The following is a 16089-nucleotide window of genomic DNA, read 5'->3' as shown; positions in this document are numbered from 1 at the left end:
CCGACTCCGATGAACCAACTGACTCTGACCCTCATGAAGGTGGCGTTCCTAGCCGTTCTGTGGCTGTTCGTCATCGCGGCCGTGGGTGTGATCCGCGCGGACCTGTGGGGGTCCAAGGCCGCTGCGAAGGCGCTGCGCCCCCGTAAGGCGGCACAGCCCGCCAAGCAGCCCAAGCCGGCGGCTCCGCGTGCGAGGCGCGCGGAGCCGACCAAGCTCGTCATCACCCAGGGAGCTCGCGCGGGCACGACCCTCGATCTGTTCGGTACCGAGATCGTCATGGGTCGCGGCAATGACGTCACGCTGCCACTCGGGGACGACTACTCTTCGGGACGGCACGCCCGGCTCTTCTCACAGAACGGTCAGTGGTTCGTGGAGGATCTCGGTTCCACCAACGGCACCTTCCTCGGGCGTGACAAGGTGAGCCGGCCGGAGCCCGTTTCCGTTGGCGCACAGATTCGTATCGGCAAAACCGTCATAGAGCTGCGCAAATGACAATCGGAATACGCTTCGCCGCACGATCGGACGTCGGCCTGCTCCGCGAGGGCAACGAGGACTCGGCGTACGCCGGCACGCGGCTACTGGCTGTAGCCGACGGCATGGGGGGCCATGTCGGCGGCGAGATCGCCAGTGCCGCCGCGATCGAGACCCTCAAGCCACTCGACGTCGACGTCCCGGCCAACGAGATCGTCGGAGTGCTCGAGCAGGCCGTGCACCGCGCGAACGAGACGCTCCACAACATCGTGGAGGGCGACCCGTCCCTGCAGGGCATGGGCACGACGCTCACCGCGATGCTCTGGAACGGCCGGCAGCTGGCCCTCGTCCACATCGGCGACTCCCGTGCCTACCTGCTTCGCAACGGCGAGCTGTTCCAGATCACCCACGATCACACGCTCGTCCAGTCGCTGGTCGACGAGGGCCGGATCAGCCTCGACGAGGCGGCCTCGCACCCGCAGCGCTCCCTGCTGCTGCGCGCGCTCGACGGCCGCGGCGAGGTCGACCCCGACGTGTCCCTGCGCGAGGCTCAGCTCGGCGACCGTTACCTCCTGTGCTCCGACGGCCTGTGCTCCGTGGTGACCGCGGAGACGATCCACCACGCGCTGAGTGCCGCGGTAGAACCCGAGCAGGCCGTACGCCAGCTGATCGACCTCGCCAACCGCGGCGGCGGCCCGGACAACATCACGTGTGTCGTCGCCGACGTCGTCGAGCTGGAGTCACTGCCCGGACCGCCGCTGAAGCCCATCGTGGCCGGTGCCGCGCACAATGCCACCCGCACTCGCGGTGAGGCCGACCACCCCGGCGCCGCGCCGGGTGGCGCCATGGCCGGCGAGTCCCCGGCACACCGTGCCGCCGCGCTGCGCGGAGAGCCGCAGCAGCAGTCGGCGGTGACCGTCGCGGACATGCAGGCGGTGCCCCCGCAGGCCGACGACGCGTTGCAGCTGACGCCGCTCAAGCCGCGCCGCCGCTGGCCCTGGCTGGTCGGGGTCGCCATGGTGCTGGTCGTACTCGTCGCGGGCGGCTCGTACGTCGCCTGGAGCAGCGTGCAGGGCCAGTACTACGTGGCCTCCGACAACGGCCAAGTGGTGATCTTCCAGGGGATGAACGACAAGGTGCTGGGGCAGAAGCTCTCGCACCTGAAGGAGCGTTCGGACCTCAAGGTCGAGGACCTCACGCCGAGTGCGCAGTCCTCGGTCAGGAAGACCATCGACAACCTGAGCAGCCTGGGCAACGCCCGCCGTACGATCACCAACCTGCGCGGCATGATCTGCCGGACCTCCGTCGCCGACGACGGCAAGGGCGTCGTCGCGGTCTGGAAGGGCCGCGACCAGCAGCAGGAGGGATGCACCAACAAGGTGATCCAGCCTTCTCAGCCCGAGGTCCGCACGAACACCCTCACCACCGAATCCAAGAAGGCCGTCCGCAAGGGCATCACGGTCGCCGACCTCCCGCACGCACAGGACAAGGTGGACCAGCTGCGCGAAGAGGCGGCCAAGTGCAAGAGCCACCCCACCTCCCTGCAGGGATGCCCGCCCGCACCTGGTAACCACTGATGAGCTCCATAACGACCAACGAAGCCGGCATACCCGTCGCGACGCGCCCACGGCGCAGCGCCCAGCTCGCGATGCTCATCTTCGCGATGGTCGTCACAGTGGCGGGGTTCGCGCAGGTCGGACTGGCGCGTGACGGGTCCCTGCCCGCGGGAATGTACGGCTACGGACTCGGACTGGGCATCCTCGCGGCCGGCGCCTACTTCGTGGTGGCGCGCTTCGCCCCGTACGCCGACCCATTGCTGCTGCCCTTGGCGGTCTTCCTCAACGGCCTCGGCCTGGCGATGATCTACCGGCTGGACCTCAACACCAGCGCGGACATGAAGGCCGCCATCAAGGCGGGCAAGGACGTCTCCTTCATCGGGCCCTCGACCAACGCCCAGCTCGAGTGGACCGCGCTCGGCATGATCTTCTTCGCCGTCACGCTGCTCGTGCTGCGCGACATCAAGATCGTGCAGCGCTACATCTACACGATCGGCGCGATCGGCCTATTCTTCCTCGCGCTGCCGGGCTTCCTGCCCTCCTCGATCAGCGGCGCGCTGGGCGCCAAGATCTGGATCCGGGTCGGCTCGATCTCGATCCAGCCCGGGGAGTTCTCCAAGCTCGCGCTGGTCGCGTTCTTCGCCGGCTACCTCGTCAACAAGCGCCAGGCGATGTCGACCGTCGGCAAGACGCTCGGGCCGCTCAAGCTGCCGCGCGCCCGCGACCTCGGCCCGATCCTGGTCATCTGGGTGATCTGCCTCGGCGTGCTCGCCCTGGAGAACGACTTCGGTACCGCGATCCTGTTCTTCGGGTTGTTCGTGAGCATGCTCTACATCGCGACCGAACGCTTCGAGTGGGTGGCGATCGGCGCCATCCTCCTGGCCGGTGTCAGCCTGCTGGCGCCGTTGATCCCGCACGTCAAGCAGCGCATCGCGACGTGGCTGGACCCCAAGCCGTACTTCGACGGCGGCTGCCGGATCAACGGAGAGATCGTCAACGAGACCCCGCTCTCGGACTGCCTGCACAAGGGCGGCCAGTACATCGCCGACAGCGGGCAGCTGATGCGCGGCCTGTTCTCGATGGGCCAGGGCGGGGTTCTCGGCACCGGGCTCGGCCAGGGCGAGCCGTGGCGCACCCCGCTGTCCTACAGCGACTTCATCTTCACCTCTTTCGGTGAGGAGCTCGGGCTCACCGGCGTCATGGTGATCCTGCTGGCGTACGCGCTGATCGTTCAGCGGGGCATGAAGGCCGCGGTCGCCACCAAGGACAACTTCGCCAAGCTGTTCGCCGGCGGTGTGTCGTTCGTGTTCGCGCTGCAGGTCTTCGTGATCGTCGGCGGCGTCACGCGGCTGATCCCGCTCACCGGTCTGACCACGCCGTTCCTCGCGCAGGGCGGCTCGTCACTCCTCGCCAACTGGATCCTCATCGCCATTCTCATCCGCATCAGTGACACGGCGCGGCGCCCGGCACCGCAGCCCATCCAGGACGAGGGAATGACCCAGGTGGTGAGCACCGCGTGAACAAGCCTCTTCGCCGGGTGGCGATCGCAGCGATGACGCTGTTCGCCGTCCTCTTGATCAACGTGAACTACATCCAGGGCTCGCAGGCGGACAAGCTCAAGAGCGACCCGCTCAACGCCCGGCAGTTCTCCGAGCAGTTCCAGCACAACCGCGGTCCGATCATGGCGGGCGGCGTCCAGCTCGCCGGGTCGAAGAAGATCGACAAGAAGACCTACCAGCGCGTCTACACGCAGGGCGAGCTGTACTCCCCGGTCACCGGTTTCGTGAGCGTGTTCAACCGCACCGGTATCGAGGGCGCCGAGAACGGCCTGCTCGACGGCACCGACAAGCGGCTGACCGTACGCAACTGGTTCGACATGCTGATCGGCAAGAAGCCCGCGGGCGCGACCGTGCAGACCACGATCGACCCCAAGGCGCAGCAGGCCGCGTACAGCGGTATCCGGCAGCACACCACCGGCCGTGGCGCGGCGGTGGCCATCGACGTGAAGACCGGGGCCATCCTCGCGATGGCGTCCTACCCGTCCTACGACACCAACCTGGTGGCCACGCACGACAGCGCCAAGGCGTCCAAGGCGTCCGACCGGCTGGAGAAGGCGTCGGGCAAGCCGATGCTCAACAAGGCGATGAACGAGACGTTCGCCCCCGGCTCCTCTTTCAAGATCGTCGACACGGCGACGGCGTTCGAGTCCGGCGGGATGAACAAGGACACGCCCTTCGACGCCAGCGAGCTCGTGCTCCCCTCCGGCCACACTCTTCCCAACGCCGACGGCGACGAGGCCAAGTGCAACGGCCAGATCCCGTTGATCAACTCCTTCGCGGCGTCCTGCAACTCCACGTTCGGCCGGCTGGCCGGCACGCTCGGCCAGTCCAAGCTCCGCGCCCAGGCCGAGAAGTTCGGCTGGAACAAGCCGTTCCAGGTCGAGCCGGGCATGGACAGCGCGAGCGCCAACTTCCCGGTCAAGCAGCAGGAGGGCGACGACCTGGCCCGCTCCGGCATCGGGCAGGGCGACGTGACCGCCACGCCGCTGCAGATGGCGATGGTGGCGCAGTCCGTGGCCAACAACGGGACCGAGATGAAGCCCTACCTCGTCAAGCGGGTCACCGCCCCGGACCAGTCCGAGCTGTCCACCGCGCAGTCGCAGGTGCTCGGTCACCCGATCAGCGCGGACACCGCGAGCCAGATCCAGGAGATGATGCGGGCCGTCGTGGCGAACGGCACCGCCACCTCCGTGCTCGGCGGGCAGGACATCGCCGGCAAGACCGGCACCGCCGAGACCGGCCGCAACATCAACGAGGACTGGTTCGTCGGCTTCGCTCCCCAGCACAACCCGAAGGTCGCCTTCGCGGTCGTCACCGAGGGGGGCACCTCCAGCACCGGTGCGGAAAACTCCGCGCCGATCGCCCTGAGTATCGTCCAGGCGGTGCGCTAGACATGACCACCCCCCTCGTCCTCAACCACCGATACCGCCTCGACGAGCGCCTGGCCTCCGGTGGCATGGGCGAGGTCTGGAAGGCCACCGACGAGCTGCTCGGCCGCCCGGTCGCCGTCAAGCTGCTCAAGGAGGTCTACTTCTCCGACGAGAGCTTCCGGACGAGGTTCCGTGCCGAGGCGAGGTTCGCCGCGTCGCTGCAGCACAGCGGCATCGCGCAGGTCTATGACTACGGCGAGCAGGACGACAAGGCCTACCTCGTCATGGAGCTGGTGCCGGGCGAGACGCTGTCGCGGATCCTGTCCGTCGAGGGCCGGCTCAGCACGGACACCGCCCTTGACATCATCGGCCAGGCGGCACGCGCGCTGCACGTCGCGCACTCCGCGGGGATCATCCACCGCGACATCAAGCCCGCCAACCTCATGGTGACCGCCGACGGCGTCCTGAAGATCACCGACTTCGGCATCGCCCGTGGCGGCGGAGCGACGGTGACCCAGACCGGCCAGGTGATGGGAACCGCGCAGTACGTCTCGCCGGAGCAGGCGACGGGCCGCAAGATCACACCGGCCTCCGACCTGTACTCCCTCGGCGTCGTGGCCTACGAATGCCTGGCCGGCATGCCGCCGTTCGCCGCGGACACCCCGATCGCGCTGGCGCTGATGCACGTCCGCGAGGACGCTCCGCCACTGCCCACGGACGTGCCGCCGGCCGTACGCGGGCTGGTCAGCGCCCTGATGGCCAAGGACCCCGAAGATCGCCCGCTCGGAGCGAACAAGGTCGCCGACCAGATCCACATGCTCCGGCAGTCCGGCGGCGACGCCGATGACGTCGGCGCCGAGACGCTGGCGGTGCCGGTCGGCGGTGAGGCGGGGACGCGTTTCCACGACCCGCTCGCGTACGAGACGCGCTCCCATGGGCCGGCGACGGTGGCCGCGAGGCGCCGGAACACCGGCAGGTTCGTCGTCGCGCTGGCATGCGCGGCCGTCCTGGTGGGTACGGCGGTCTTCGCGGCCGGAACACTGTGGAAGGGTTCGGGGCACACTAAACTCGTCGACGGCAACCGAGTCGAGCCTGCCGGGCGTCCTGCGCCTACCAGGCAGTTCAGCCGGGAGCCCGACAGCAGCACGCCGACCGATCGGCCGGAGCCCAGCGAGTCAGTACCCTCAGGACCGATCCCCTTTCCGACGCCGAGTCTCTCGGCGACGCCGACCAGCAAACCGACACACACGATCAAGCCCCCAACGCGGACGCCTACCAAGCCGGCGACCCATTCGCCGCCGACCTCTCCAGACCCGCAGCCGTCAAGCAGTGCCGAAGGCGCGCTAGGTTCTGAGGGCAGGGCGTAGACGACTAGGGAAAGTGCCAGATATGACACAGCCTCGGCTACTCGGTGGCCGCTACGAACTCGATGGTGTCATCGGGCGTGGCGGCATGGCCGAGGTCTACCGAGCTCGCGACCTTCGGCTCGATCGTGTGGTCGCGATCAAGACGCTTCGGTCTGACCTTGCCCGTGACCCCACGTTCCAGGCTCGATTCCGCCGCGAGGCGCAGTCCGCCGCATCGTTGAACCACCCGTCCGTCATCGCGGTGTACGACACCGGCGAGGACATGCTCGACCACAATCCGGTCCCGTACATCGTGATGGAGTACGCGGAGGGCCGTACCCTCCGCGACGTCCTCCACGAGGAGCAGCGGCTGGCTCCCGAGCGTGCCCTGCAGATGGTCGACGGCATCCTTCGCGCCCTGGACTACTCCCACCGCGGCGGCATCGTCCACCGGGACATCAAGCCCGCCAACGTGATGCTGACCAACAGCGGCGAAGTCAAGGTCATGGACTTCGGCATCGCACGCGCGCTCGCCGACTCCGCCGCCACGATGACGGCGACCGCCCAGGTCATCGGCACGGCCCAGTATCTTTCGCCGGAGCAGGCACGCGGTGAGCGCGTCGACGCCCGCAGCGACATCTACTCCACGGGCTGCGTGCTGTACGAGCTGATGACCGGCCGGCCGCCGTTCCAGGGCGACTCCCCGGTGGCCATCGCCTACCAGCACGTACGTGAAGAGGCGCCGCAGCCGTCGCAGATCGACCCGTCGATCCCGCAGTACGCCAACGCGATCGTCATGAAGGCGCTCGCGAAGGACCCCAACTACCGCTACCAGAGCGCGTCGGAGATGCGGGCCGACATCCAGCGTGCCCAGCAGGGCATGCCGGTCTCCGCGCCGACGATGGCGATGAACTCCGGCACCCAGGTCATGCAGGGCGGTCCCGGCACGCAGGCGATGCGGCCGTCGACGATGGGCTACGACCTGCCCCCGGTCAACTACGCCGAGCCGGAGCGGGACGAGGGCAACGGCAAGAAGATCGCCATCTGGACGGTCGTTGGTCTCCTCGCGGTGGGTGCGATCGTGGCGATCGCGATGATCTTCTTCGCCGGCGGTTCGCCGAAGAGCGGCAACCAGGTCATCATCCCGGCCGACATCGTCGGTAGTGACAAGGCCGCGGCCAAGCAGGAGCTGGTCGGGCTGGGCTTCCCCGAGGCCAACATCCACTACAAGAACAAAAACGACGACAACGTCGACAAGGGTCAGATCCTCACCGTCGACCCGGCGCCGCAGACCAAGATCGACCAGGCCAAGGTGGCCACCACCCAGGTCACTCTCACGGTGTCGCTCGGCAAGGCGAGGGTCAAGGTCCCCTCGGTCAAGGGTCTGAGCGAGGACGAGGCGAAGTCCAAGCTCGAAGACGCCCACCTCAAGGTGGGTTCGAACGAGACGAAGGCCTCCACCACCGTGCCCAAGGGCAGCGTGATCGGCACGTCGCCCGCGGCCGGCACCAACGTGGACAAGGACAGCGAGGTCTCGCTCGTGATCTCCGGCGGCCCCGGCAAGACCGTCGTGCCCTACGAGGTCGGCAAGTCGCTCAACGACGCGAAGTCGGACCTGCAAAGCCACGGCTTCCACGTGGCGGTCAACTACGTCGATACTCCTCCGGGCCAGGAGGGCGGCCGGGTTCTGGAGCAGAACCCGCAGGAGGGCGACTCGGTCAACCGCGGCAGCACGGTCACGCTGACCGTCTCCAGGTCACAGCAGCAGCCTCCGGGCGGTCCGACGTTCCCAACGGGCGGACCCACGTTCCCGGGCGGCGGGGGCGGCGGAGGCGGTGGCGGTGGCGGTGGCGGTGACTAGGGCCGCCCAGCCAGGCTCATGACGAAAGGCCCCGTACGCCTCAGGCGTACGGGGCCTTGTCATGTCAGGAGGGGCTCCGGGGCGAAGCCATCCGGGCCCGGGCATGAGGGAGGGCCTCCGCCGCTCGGGGGCAACGGCGGAAGCCCTCGTTAGGTGAATCAGATTCAGCTTCATCGGCGTTACGCCTGCCGGCCGCATTCTTTTGCCGATCTTTTCGCGGCGGATCCGCTGCCTGCGAACCTCACAGAGCGTGCGCGAGCCAATTCGCGAAAAGATCGTGCCCGGCCGCGCTGAGCACCGACTCGGGGTGGAACTGGACGCCCTCGACGGGCCGGGTACGGTGCCGTACGCCCATGATCACGCCGTCGTCCGTGCGTGCCGTGACGACGAGATCGGGCGGCACGGTCGCCGGGTCCAGCGCGAGCGAGTGGTACCGGGTGGCGGTCAGCGGCTCGGGAAGCCCCTGGAACACCCCTGCCCCGTCATGGTGGATCTCGCTGGTGTAGCCGTGCACGATCTCGGGTGCGTGGCCGACCGTACCCCCGAAGACCGTCGCGATGACCTGGTGGCCGAGGCAGACGCCGAGCACGGGTCTCTGGGCGGCCGCCGCGATGGCGAGGCAGACCCCGGTGTCCTCGGGGCGTCCGGGGCCGGGGCTGAGCAGGACGCCGTCGTAGGCGTCGACATCGGCGAACGCCGTGTCGGACCGGTCGCGTACGGCGCAGTCGGCTCCCAGCTCGCGCAGGTAGGCCACGATCGTGTGGACGAAGCTGTCCTGGTTGTCGATGACGAGGACGCGCCGGCCCTGGCCGGGGAGCATCAGGGATTCGGGCTCGCGGGGGCCGAGGTGCCGCCGCCGACCGTGCCGTGGTCGAACTGGAGCTTCGGCTCGACCCAGGGGAACAGGGAGTACCAGAGCAGGAGACCCAAGATGATCACGGCGGCCAGCGTGACGCAGGCCCGCCCCACCGTGTTGCCAGGCAGGTGCCGCCACAGCCACGCGTACATCAGGTACCGGCCTCCTTCACGCGCGGTGTCGTCGAGATCAGCTGGCCGAAGATGATGAGCCGCTGTGCCGCGGAGTACTTCGGGTTGCAGGTGGTCAGGGTGATGAGCCGTTTGGTGGGGTTCGCCTTCGGGTGCTCGGGCACCGGCGCCGCGACGCTCACGTCGCTGGGCTGCACCACCTTCGTCGAGGTGACCTTGTAGACGTACTGGTTGGCGCGGGTGTCGATGAGGATCTTGTCGCCGCCGCGCAGCTCGCCCAGCTTGTTGAAGGGCGCGAGGTAGGTCGTGCGGTGGCCGGAGACGACGAAGTTGCCGATCTGACCGGGCATCGCCGTACCCGGGTAGTGCCCGGGACCCTTGCGGAGGTCGGCGATCGAGACGCCCTCGATGACGACGTAGTGGAAGCCCTTGCCGAGCCGGGGAATGCGGATCAGCGCGAGGCCGTGCCCGAGGCGTACGCGCTCGGTGGTGACATTGCCAGCGCTGGTGGCCCACGAACGCGTCAGCTCGTCGCCCAGCTTGTGCTGCTGTGCCTGGGTGTACGCGCCGGTACCCCACAGCTCGTACGCGACGAAGAGCAGCATGATGAGCCCGGCGGTGATGCACAGCTCGCCGAGGCTACGGATGAGCAATCGCACCGTCAGGCTCCGTTGCGTACTTCGGCGTCGCGTTGCCCGTGTAGGCGGGCAACGTGGTCTTCTGGAGGGTCTTCACGGTGTACCCGAGTCCGTATTGGTCGACGTACTGTCGGTAGATCTGAATCTCCGGCGAGGCGGCGAGCGCCGCCCGCAGCCGCTCGGGCGTGCCCGTGGCGGTGATCCGGAACGGCGGCGAGTAGACGACTCCCTGAAGGATGAGCGTATTGCCTACGCAGCGGACGGCGCTGGTGGAGATCAGTCGTTGGTCCATTATTTGCACGCCGGTGGCGCCTCCGGCCCACAACGCGTTGACGACGGCCTGAACGTCCTGCTGGTGGACGACGAGGTCATCGGGGCTCGGCTCCCCGGGAACGCGCTGGTCACGCGGAGCGTCGTCCAGCGAGACGCGTACGGCCCTGCCGCTCACGGCCGTGAACCCGGACAGCGCGGCGAGCCGGTCGGCGTCCTGCTGCGCGGCGAGGACCCGAGCGTCCCGCCGGCCGGCCTGGCGGCCGAGCTCGTCAACCTGACGCCGCAGCTGCCGGTAGGTGTTCTGGGAGCCCTGGTAGCCGCGCTGCTCCTGGGCGATGAGTTCGGTGACCTTGGTACGGCTGCCGCCGCGCAGGTCGGTGCCGTGCGCCGTACTCGCGCTGGCGGAGAACAATGTGCCCGCGAAGAGGGTGAGAGCCGGGATGGCGTGGCGCCAGGTAAGGGTCCTTGACCTGCCAGTACCGGGTTTTACCCCCATCGCCACCCCCCACTGCCACCGTTATGGAACTACGCTGCTCACCAGCGACTACGCTAACCGACAAACTGACCCATGCGCGGGCCAGGCATAAGGCCCTGCCCCGCCCCGAGGAGAGACCCACCGTGCCCAAGTCGAAGGTACGCAAGAAGGCCGTCTACACGCCGCCACAGCGCTCGCAGAAGGTCGCGGTCAGCCCGCGGTGGCTGGTTCCGACCATGGTGGGCTGCTGGCTGATCGGCCTGATCTGGATCGCCGTGTACTACGTGCTGGCGAGCACCGGCACGACCGCGCCGGTCATCAGCGGCCTCAGCAACTGGAACCTACTGATCGGTTTCGGTGCGATCGTCATCGGTGTGGTGCTCTCGACGCGCTGGCGTTGACAGGTTTCCCACACCGTTATCCACATGTTGTGGATAGCCTTGTGGATCATGAAGGGGCCGTCCCTGACGAGGGGCGGCCAGGAGCCTCCGGCGCCCGCCGGCACCCGCAGAACCCGGCCCAGGCGCCCGCCGGCACCGGCGTGCACGGCGGCACCGGCCCTGATGCGGCCGCGCGGGTGATGCGGTCCAGTGGCGTTGTACCTGTCCTACTGCGCGGTCCTCAGACGACGCCTCGTCGCGTTGTCGTCGGTCGCCGGCCGACACCCGGTTGACGCCCAGACGCCCTTGCCGCGGATGCCGTGCCCTGTGCCGCCGACCCCGCGCGCCGTGTTCCGGCGCGGACCGCCGCCAAGATAGGTCTCTCGATGGGGGCGGCTCGCCGCCAGGCACAGGTCGCCAGGCACAGGCCGACGAGCGCAGGCCGACGAGCGCTTCGACCGCGAGATCATGCCGGGGCCCCGGTACCGGACGGTGAGGGCGTGCCGACCGGCGCGTGCCGGCGAGCGGTGCGTGTCGGCGAGCGGCGTGATCAGGGTCGCTGGCAGGTCGGTCGGCAATTCGCCGTTAACGGCTAACGTGCCGGCAGCGCGGACCGGCACGAGCAGCCGGTTGGCAACGCGCCGGTTACGCCGAGCGTGCTGGCAGCGTGGACCGCTCGCAGCAGGCCGGTCGGCGACTCCCTATCAACAGCGAATGCGCCGACAACGCGGACCGCTCGCCCGATTCGGCCGACAGGAACCTGTCCGGGCGGAACTCTGCCCCGCTTCGGTCTTTCTTGTTGCCATGGCCTTGCCGGGCGTCCTGCCGCGGGCTTTCCCGCATTTACCCACTACTGCGTGGTAATTCATTCACGCGAGCGGTTTTGCGGCATTGCGCTGCATCGCATTGCTTACCGTGGATAATCTGGCGGCGTTCCGTGGAACATCGAGAAAGCACCGGATATCCCGGGAGTACATATGCTGCCCAACCCCCCACCCGACCCGAAGGCGTCCATGTGGAACTGGATCGCCTACGACCTGCGGTTCCAGCGCATGAAGCGCGGACTTTCCGGGCAAGACCTCGCAAAGGTATTAAATGTCGCCAGGTCGTCCGTCTCTCGACTCGAGAACAACGTGGCTAAGATCGACGACGGCCAGGCACTAAAGCTCGACAAACTGTGGAATACCGGTGGACACTTCACCCTGATGCTCTGGTACGCCCGCCTCGGCCACGACCCCGACTGGTTCCGACAGCACGTCGACATCGAGGTCCGCTCCTCGGTGATCAAAATCTGGGAGAACGCACTGGTTCCCGGACTGCTCCAGACCGAGGACTACGCCAAAGCGGCTCTGAAAGCCGGCGCCGTAAGGGATCTGGAGGAAGTACTGGCTGGTCGCATGGCACGCCAGGAGATCTTGGCCAGGGACGAGCCACCGGTGCTCTGGGTCCTCCTGTGGGAACCTGTTCTGGAGGTACCCGTAGGCGGCAAGGCCGTGATGCGTGCGCAACTCGCCCACCTACTCAAGGCAATCGAATCGCCGAATATCGCAATTCGCGTAGTACCGAAACACGTCGGTGCGCATCCAGGCCTCGATGGAGCATTCAAGATCATGACCACTGAGACCGGCGATGTCGCCTTCGCGGAATCTCCAGGTGGGGGCAGACTGGTACCATCCGCCGCAGAGGTGAGATCTTATATCTTAAGGTACGATCGCATCGGGCAGCACGCAATGCCGGAAGAACCATCAAGGGTCCGGATCGTACAAGCCATGGAGGCTATGCAGTGAGCCGATCCGAATGGCGCAAGAGCAGCCACAGCAACTCCCAGGGCGATGACTGCATCGAGGTCACCCAAATCTTGTGGCGTAAGAGCAGTCTCAGCAGCACACAAGGTGGCGACTGCGTTGAGGTCGGCCTGATCTCTACAGGTCCCACTCGCGACTGACGTCACAAACGCACCATGACCCCCGTTACCAGCGGGGGTCTTCGTTTTTCCCCACAGCTACCTAGTAGGACGAAAGCGGCGTATCGCTCAAGGTCGCTTGTCACGCCCAAACCGCCCGAAGGCGGCCACATTCGCCTGTTGCTTCGTGGAAATTGCGGCGCAACCATCGAAAGTGATCCCCTGCCGGAGGTATGTCAATGCACTGGAGTGACCAGCCGCCGCCGTTCGAGCACTGGACGGAGATGCTCGGCTCCTGTCGACGGAGCGCCGTCCACCTGGAGATGCGCGACGCCTACGCGGTAACCGACGAGGACGTCCTGCTCCAAGCCTGGAAGGCCGGTCATCGTGAGGACCCCGACGACCGCGACTCGTGGTGGCGCCCCTGGCTGAGCCTCGTCGAGGAGACCACCGGCCGGGGCGTCCAGATGCGCCGCGCCAGGATCGTGTCCGAGCCGGTCACCGAGTACATCAAGTTCGAGTACGACGGCACCTTCACCAACATCATCGCCGGGGAGCAGGTCAGGTGGCTGCCGCGCCGCGACGCCTCCAGCCTCGCCCTGCCCGGAAACGACTTTTGGCTCCTGGACGACGAGCGCGTCATCTTCAACCACTTCGCCGGGAACGGAGCCGAGACCGGCCACGAGTGGACCGACGACCCGGAGGTCGCCCGGCTCTGCGAGACGGCCTTCGACACGGTCTGGCAGCGAGCCACCCCCCACGAGGATTACCACCCCCGCTGACCAACGGGCATGCGACCGGGGCACCCCCAGGGCCCCTGCATGGTGGCGTGGTGTGACTCCCACGGAGGAGCCCGCCCACAAGGCCACACTCCGGGTGGGTCAGGTGAAGTTGACGCCCTCCATGGAGGGCTGGATGGTGCCGAGCACGAGAGCATCGCAGATCGGTGGTTTATGGCCGTTGAGGGCCTTGAACTTGACCGGGATCCAGGAGTTGTCCCAGGCGACGCCGATGTCTGTGGTGCCGCAGTTTCCGGTGTGCCATTTCATTCCAGCGTAAACCGACCGGCCGGCGGCCAGGACGATGCTCCTGCCTGCGCCGGGGTAGTTGGTCCGCGTGGCGGGAAACGGCACGTAGTTGGTCGCCCCCCGGTCGCCGATCGGCGCCCACCCGGCCGGGATGAGGCAACTGTGGCCCGTCTCGTGGGTCAGGATCAATGTGCCGATGCCTTTGCCCGCGGAGCTGGAGTCTTGAATCTGGAGGTCGGCGTGCATGTCGGGGGCCAGGCAGGCGGGCGTCTTCCCCTGGCCGGCGGGCATCGTTGGCTGATGGCCCGTGCTGGGGGCGCTCGAGCCGGATGAGGGCGGCGGCGAATCGAATGTTCCCGAGGCGCCGGCGTTGTCGTTGCAGCCGGTGAGAGCCAGAGCGATCATTCCGCCGCTACAGGCGAGGGCGCCGATAGTGCGCAGGCGGTTGAACTGCATGGTAAATGTCTCCTCGGAAGGTTACTCATTGAAAGATCGCGTGTTAGATGTCCGTAACGGCGCTGGAGGTTCGCGACGAAACCTGATTTCTGTGGCGTGCCGGTCGTGATGACTCCCTCCTCGCATGTAAAGGGAGGAGGTATGGGGCTTCGACACCGGCATGATCTTGGGGATCCTGCCTGTTCTGCTACCGCGATGCCTGAACTTGCCGATATTTCCGGCCTATCGGTTCTGGGGATCTAGGCACCCCGGACGGCTCCAGACGGCCCGCTAAAGTCCCGGTGCATGGACGCTACGCGAAATCGCCAGGTCATCACCGGTATGGAGGAGTTCTTCAGTCGCCCGCCGACTCCGGCCTCGGACCCGACGACGTACGAGAGTGCGGTGCTGGACCTGTTCCGTCGCGTCGTGAAGTCCGTTCCCGCCTACCGGGATTTCCTCCGGCGGCACGACATCGACCCCGGCGGCATAGTGACCCTGGCCGACTTCCGACGGCTGCCCATGGTCACGAAGGAGAACTACCACCGCCACTACCCGCTGGCCGAGATGTGCCGCGACGGCCGGCTCGAACACTGCGACGTCGTCGCCGTCTCCTCGGGCTCGACGGGCCGGCCGACGTACTGGCCGCGCTCCCTGCTGGACGAGCTGGAGACCACCGCCCGGTTCGAGCAGATCTTCCATGACGGCTTCAACGCCGACGAGCGCAGCACACTCGCCGTCGTCTGCTTCCCGATGGGCACCTGGGTGGGCGGCCTGTACACGGCCGCGTGCTGCCGCAACCTCGGCACCAAGGGCTACCCGATCACCGTCGTCGCGCCGGGCAACGATCGCGAGGAGATCCTGCGCGTCGTCCCCGAGCTGGCGCCGTCGTTCGAGCAGACCGTCCTGCTGGGCTATCCGCCGTTCCTCAAAGATGTCATCGACACCGGGATCAGCCGTGGCATGGACTGGTCGTCCATGGACATCAAGCTCGTCATGGCCGGTGAGGTGTTCAGCGAGGACTGGCGCTCTTTGGTGGGCGAGCGTACGGGCATGCGACGCCCCTCCCATGACTCGGCGGCGCTCTACGGGACGGCCGATTCCGGCGTACTCGGCAACGAGACACCCCTGAGCGTGTGCATCCGGAGGTTCCTGGCCGGCAACCCCGAGGCCGCACAGGCGCTCTTCGGCGAATCCCGGCTGCCCACGCTCGTGCAGTACGACCCGCGCAGCCGTTTCTTCGAGACCCACGACGGCACGCTGCTGTTCTCCGCCGACGGCGGAGTACCCCTCATCCGGTATCACATCGCCGACGAGGGGGGCGTCGTCGAGTACCGGCAGATGCTCGAGTTCTGCGCCAAGCACGGTTTCGATCCGCTGGCCGAGCTCGGCGGTGGACGTGGCGCCCCCGAGCTCCCCTTCGTCTATGTCTTCGGGCGTTCGCACTTCACCGTGTCGTTCTTCGGCGCCAACGTCTACCCGGAGAACGTCACCGTGGGTCTGGAGCAGCCGGAGGTCAGCGGGTGGACGACGGGGAAGTTCGTCCTGGAGGTCACCGAGGACGCCGACCGCGACCGCCATCTCAAGGTCACGATCGAACTGGCCCCGGACGAGGACGCCGGCCCTCAGCGCGAACGCCTCGCCGCCGAGTCCATCCGGGCCCAGCTACGCCGCCTCAACAGCGAGTTCGCCCACTATGTACCCGAGGAGTACCAGCTCCCGCAGGTCACCCTGCTCCCGGCCGGAGACAGTGAGTACTTTCCCCGGGGCGTCAAGCACCGCTATACCCGCGGGACCTCCTCGTAGA

At 67.4% G+C, this 16089-nt stretch carries 16 protein-coding genes; 11 read left to right on the top strand and 5 right to left on the bottom strand.

The window, feature by feature from the left end; all coding sequences use genetic code 11:
* Nucleotides 1–9: 9 nt before the first annotated feature.
* From FB559_RS15845 to pknB, 6 genes are read left to right on the top strand one after another with little or no spacing between them, the layout of a single operon-like run.
* A complete protein-coding gene (locus tag FB559_RS15845) occupies nt 10–492 on the top strand; it encodes an FHA domain-containing protein FhaB/FipA (protein WP_141956335.1) in 483 nt (160 codons plus the stop codon).
* Complete coding sequence (locus FB559_RS15840) at nt 489–2048, top strand: PP2C family protein-serine/threonine phosphatase (RefSeq protein ID WP_141956334.1); 1560 nt, start codon at nt 489–491, stop codon at nt 2046–2048. Before FB559_RS15845 ends, FB559_RS15840 begins: the two co-directional genes overlap by 4 nt.
* Nucleotides 2048–3547, top strand: a complete 1500-nt coding sequence (locus FB559_RS15835) for an FtsW/RodA/SpoVE family cell cycle protein (protein WP_141956333.1) — start codon at nt 2048–2050, stop codon at nt 3545–3547. Before FB559_RS15840 ends, FB559_RS15835 begins: the two co-directional genes overlap by 1 nt.
* Nucleotides 3544–4977, top strand: a complete 1434-nt coding sequence (locus tag FB559_RS15830) for a peptidoglycan D,D-transpeptidase FtsI family protein (RefSeq protein WP_141956332.1) — start codon at nt 3544–3546, stop codon at nt 4975–4977. The genes FB559_RS15835 and FB559_RS15830 overlap by 4 nt, the downstream gene beginning before the upstream one ends.
* 2 nt (nt 4978–4979) lie before the next feature.
* On the top strand, nt 4980–6323 hold the full coding sequence (locus tag FB559_RS15825) for a serine/threonine-protein kinase (protein ID WP_141956331.1): 1344 nt from the start codon (nt 4980–4982) through the stop codon (nt 6321–6323).
* Nucleotides 6324–6345: 22 nt separating this feature from the next.
* The gene (gene pknB, locus FB559_RS15820; RefSeq protein ID WP_141956330.1) at nt 6346–8163 is read left to right on the top strand and encodes a Stk1 family PASTA domain-containing Ser/Thr kinase; all 1818 of its coding nucleotides are present in this window, start codon (nt 6346–6348) and stop codon (nt 8161–8163) included.
* Between the two features lie 241 nt (nt 8164–8404).
* Here pknB and FB559_RS15815 read toward each other — a convergent pair whose 3' ends face one another.
* From FB559_RS15815 to FB559_RS15800, 4 genes are read right to left on the bottom strand one after another with little or no spacing between them, the layout of a single operon-like run.
* Entirely contained in the window at nt 8405–8983 is a 579-nt protein-coding gene (locus FB559_RS15815; protein ID WP_141956329.1) for an anthranilate synthase component II, read from the bottom strand.
* Nucleotides 8983–9171, bottom strand: a complete 189-nt coding sequence (locus tag FB559_RS15810; protein WP_141956328.1) for a hypothetical protein — start codon at nt 9169–9171, stop codon at nt 8983–8985. The genes FB559_RS15815 and FB559_RS15810 overlap by 1 nt, the downstream gene beginning before the upstream one ends.
* Nucleotides 9171–9809 (bottom strand): class E sortase, encoded by a 639-nt coding sequence (locus tag FB559_RS15805; RefSeq protein ID WP_246121634.1) that lies wholly within the window; start codon nt 9807–9809, stop codon nt 9171–9173. Before FB559_RS15805 ends, FB559_RS15810 begins: the two co-directional genes overlap by 1 nt.
* Nucleotides 9790–10473 (bottom strand): DUF881 domain-containing protein, encoded by a 684-nt coding sequence (locus tag FB559_RS15800; protein ID WP_246121632.1) that lies wholly within the window; start codon nt 10471–10473, stop codon nt 9790–9792. The genes FB559_RS15805 and FB559_RS15800 overlap by 20 nt, the downstream gene beginning before the upstream one ends.
* Before the next feature lie 206 nt (nt 10474–10679).
* Here FB559_RS15800 and FB559_RS15795 point away from each other — a divergent pair, with 206 nt between their 5' ends.
* The 4 genes from FB559_RS15795 (at nt 10680) to FB559_RS15780 (ending at nt 13601) form a co-directional block, all read left to right on the top strand.
* Nucleotides 10680–10937 carry a cell division protein CrgA gene (locus FB559_RS15795; protein WP_141956326.1) on the top strand — a complete coding sequence of 86 codons (258 nt, stop codon included), beginning with the start codon at nt 10680–10682 and terminating at the stop codon, nt 10935–10937.
* A 992-nt stretch (nt 10938–11929) separates the two neighbouring features.
* Nucleotides 11930–12703, top strand: coding sequence for a helix-turn-helix domain-containing protein (locus FB559_RS15790; RefSeq protein WP_185792234.1), 774 nt, complete (start codon nt 11930–11932; stop codon nt 12701–12703).
* Nucleotides 12700–12861, top strand: coding sequence for a DUF397 domain-containing protein (locus FB559_RS15785; RefSeq protein ID WP_141956324.1), 162 nt, complete (start codon nt 12700–12702; stop codon nt 12859–12861). The genes FB559_RS15790 and FB559_RS15785 overlap by 4 nt, the downstream gene beginning before the upstream one ends.
* A gap of 197 nt (nt 12862–13058) precedes the next feature.
* Nucleotides 13059–13601: a DUF6879 family protein gene (locus FB559_RS15780; protein ID WP_141956323.1), complete on the top strand. Its 543-nt coding sequence runs from the start codon at nt 13059–13061 to the stop codon at nt 13599–13601.
* A 99-nt stretch (nt 13602–13700) separates the two neighbouring features.
* On the opposite strand, the gene FB559_RS15775 is transcribed toward FB559_RS15780, so the two are convergent.
* Entirely contained in the window at nt 13701–14303 is a 603-nt protein-coding gene (locus tag FB559_RS15775) for a hypothetical protein (protein ID WP_141956322.1), read from the bottom strand.
* Nucleotides 14304–14588: 285 nt separating this feature from the next.
* On the opposite strand from FB559_RS15775, the gene FB559_RS15770 reads away from it, so the two are divergent.
* A complete protein-coding gene (locus FB559_RS15770) occupies nt 14589–16088 on the top strand; it encodes a phenylacetate--CoA ligase family protein (RefSeq protein ID WP_141956321.1) in 1500 nt (499 codons plus the stop codon).
* Nucleotide 16089 lies beyond the last annotated feature (1 nt).

This window comes from Actinoallomurus bryophytorum, assembly GCF_006716425.1.
GTDB lineage: Bacteria > Actinomycetota > Actinomycetes > Streptosporangiales > Streptosporangiaceae > Actinoallomurus > Actinoallomurus bryophytorum.
The sequence above is the reverse complement of the archived record's forward strand: the minus strand, read 5'-3'. Positions and strand labels throughout refer to the sequence as shown.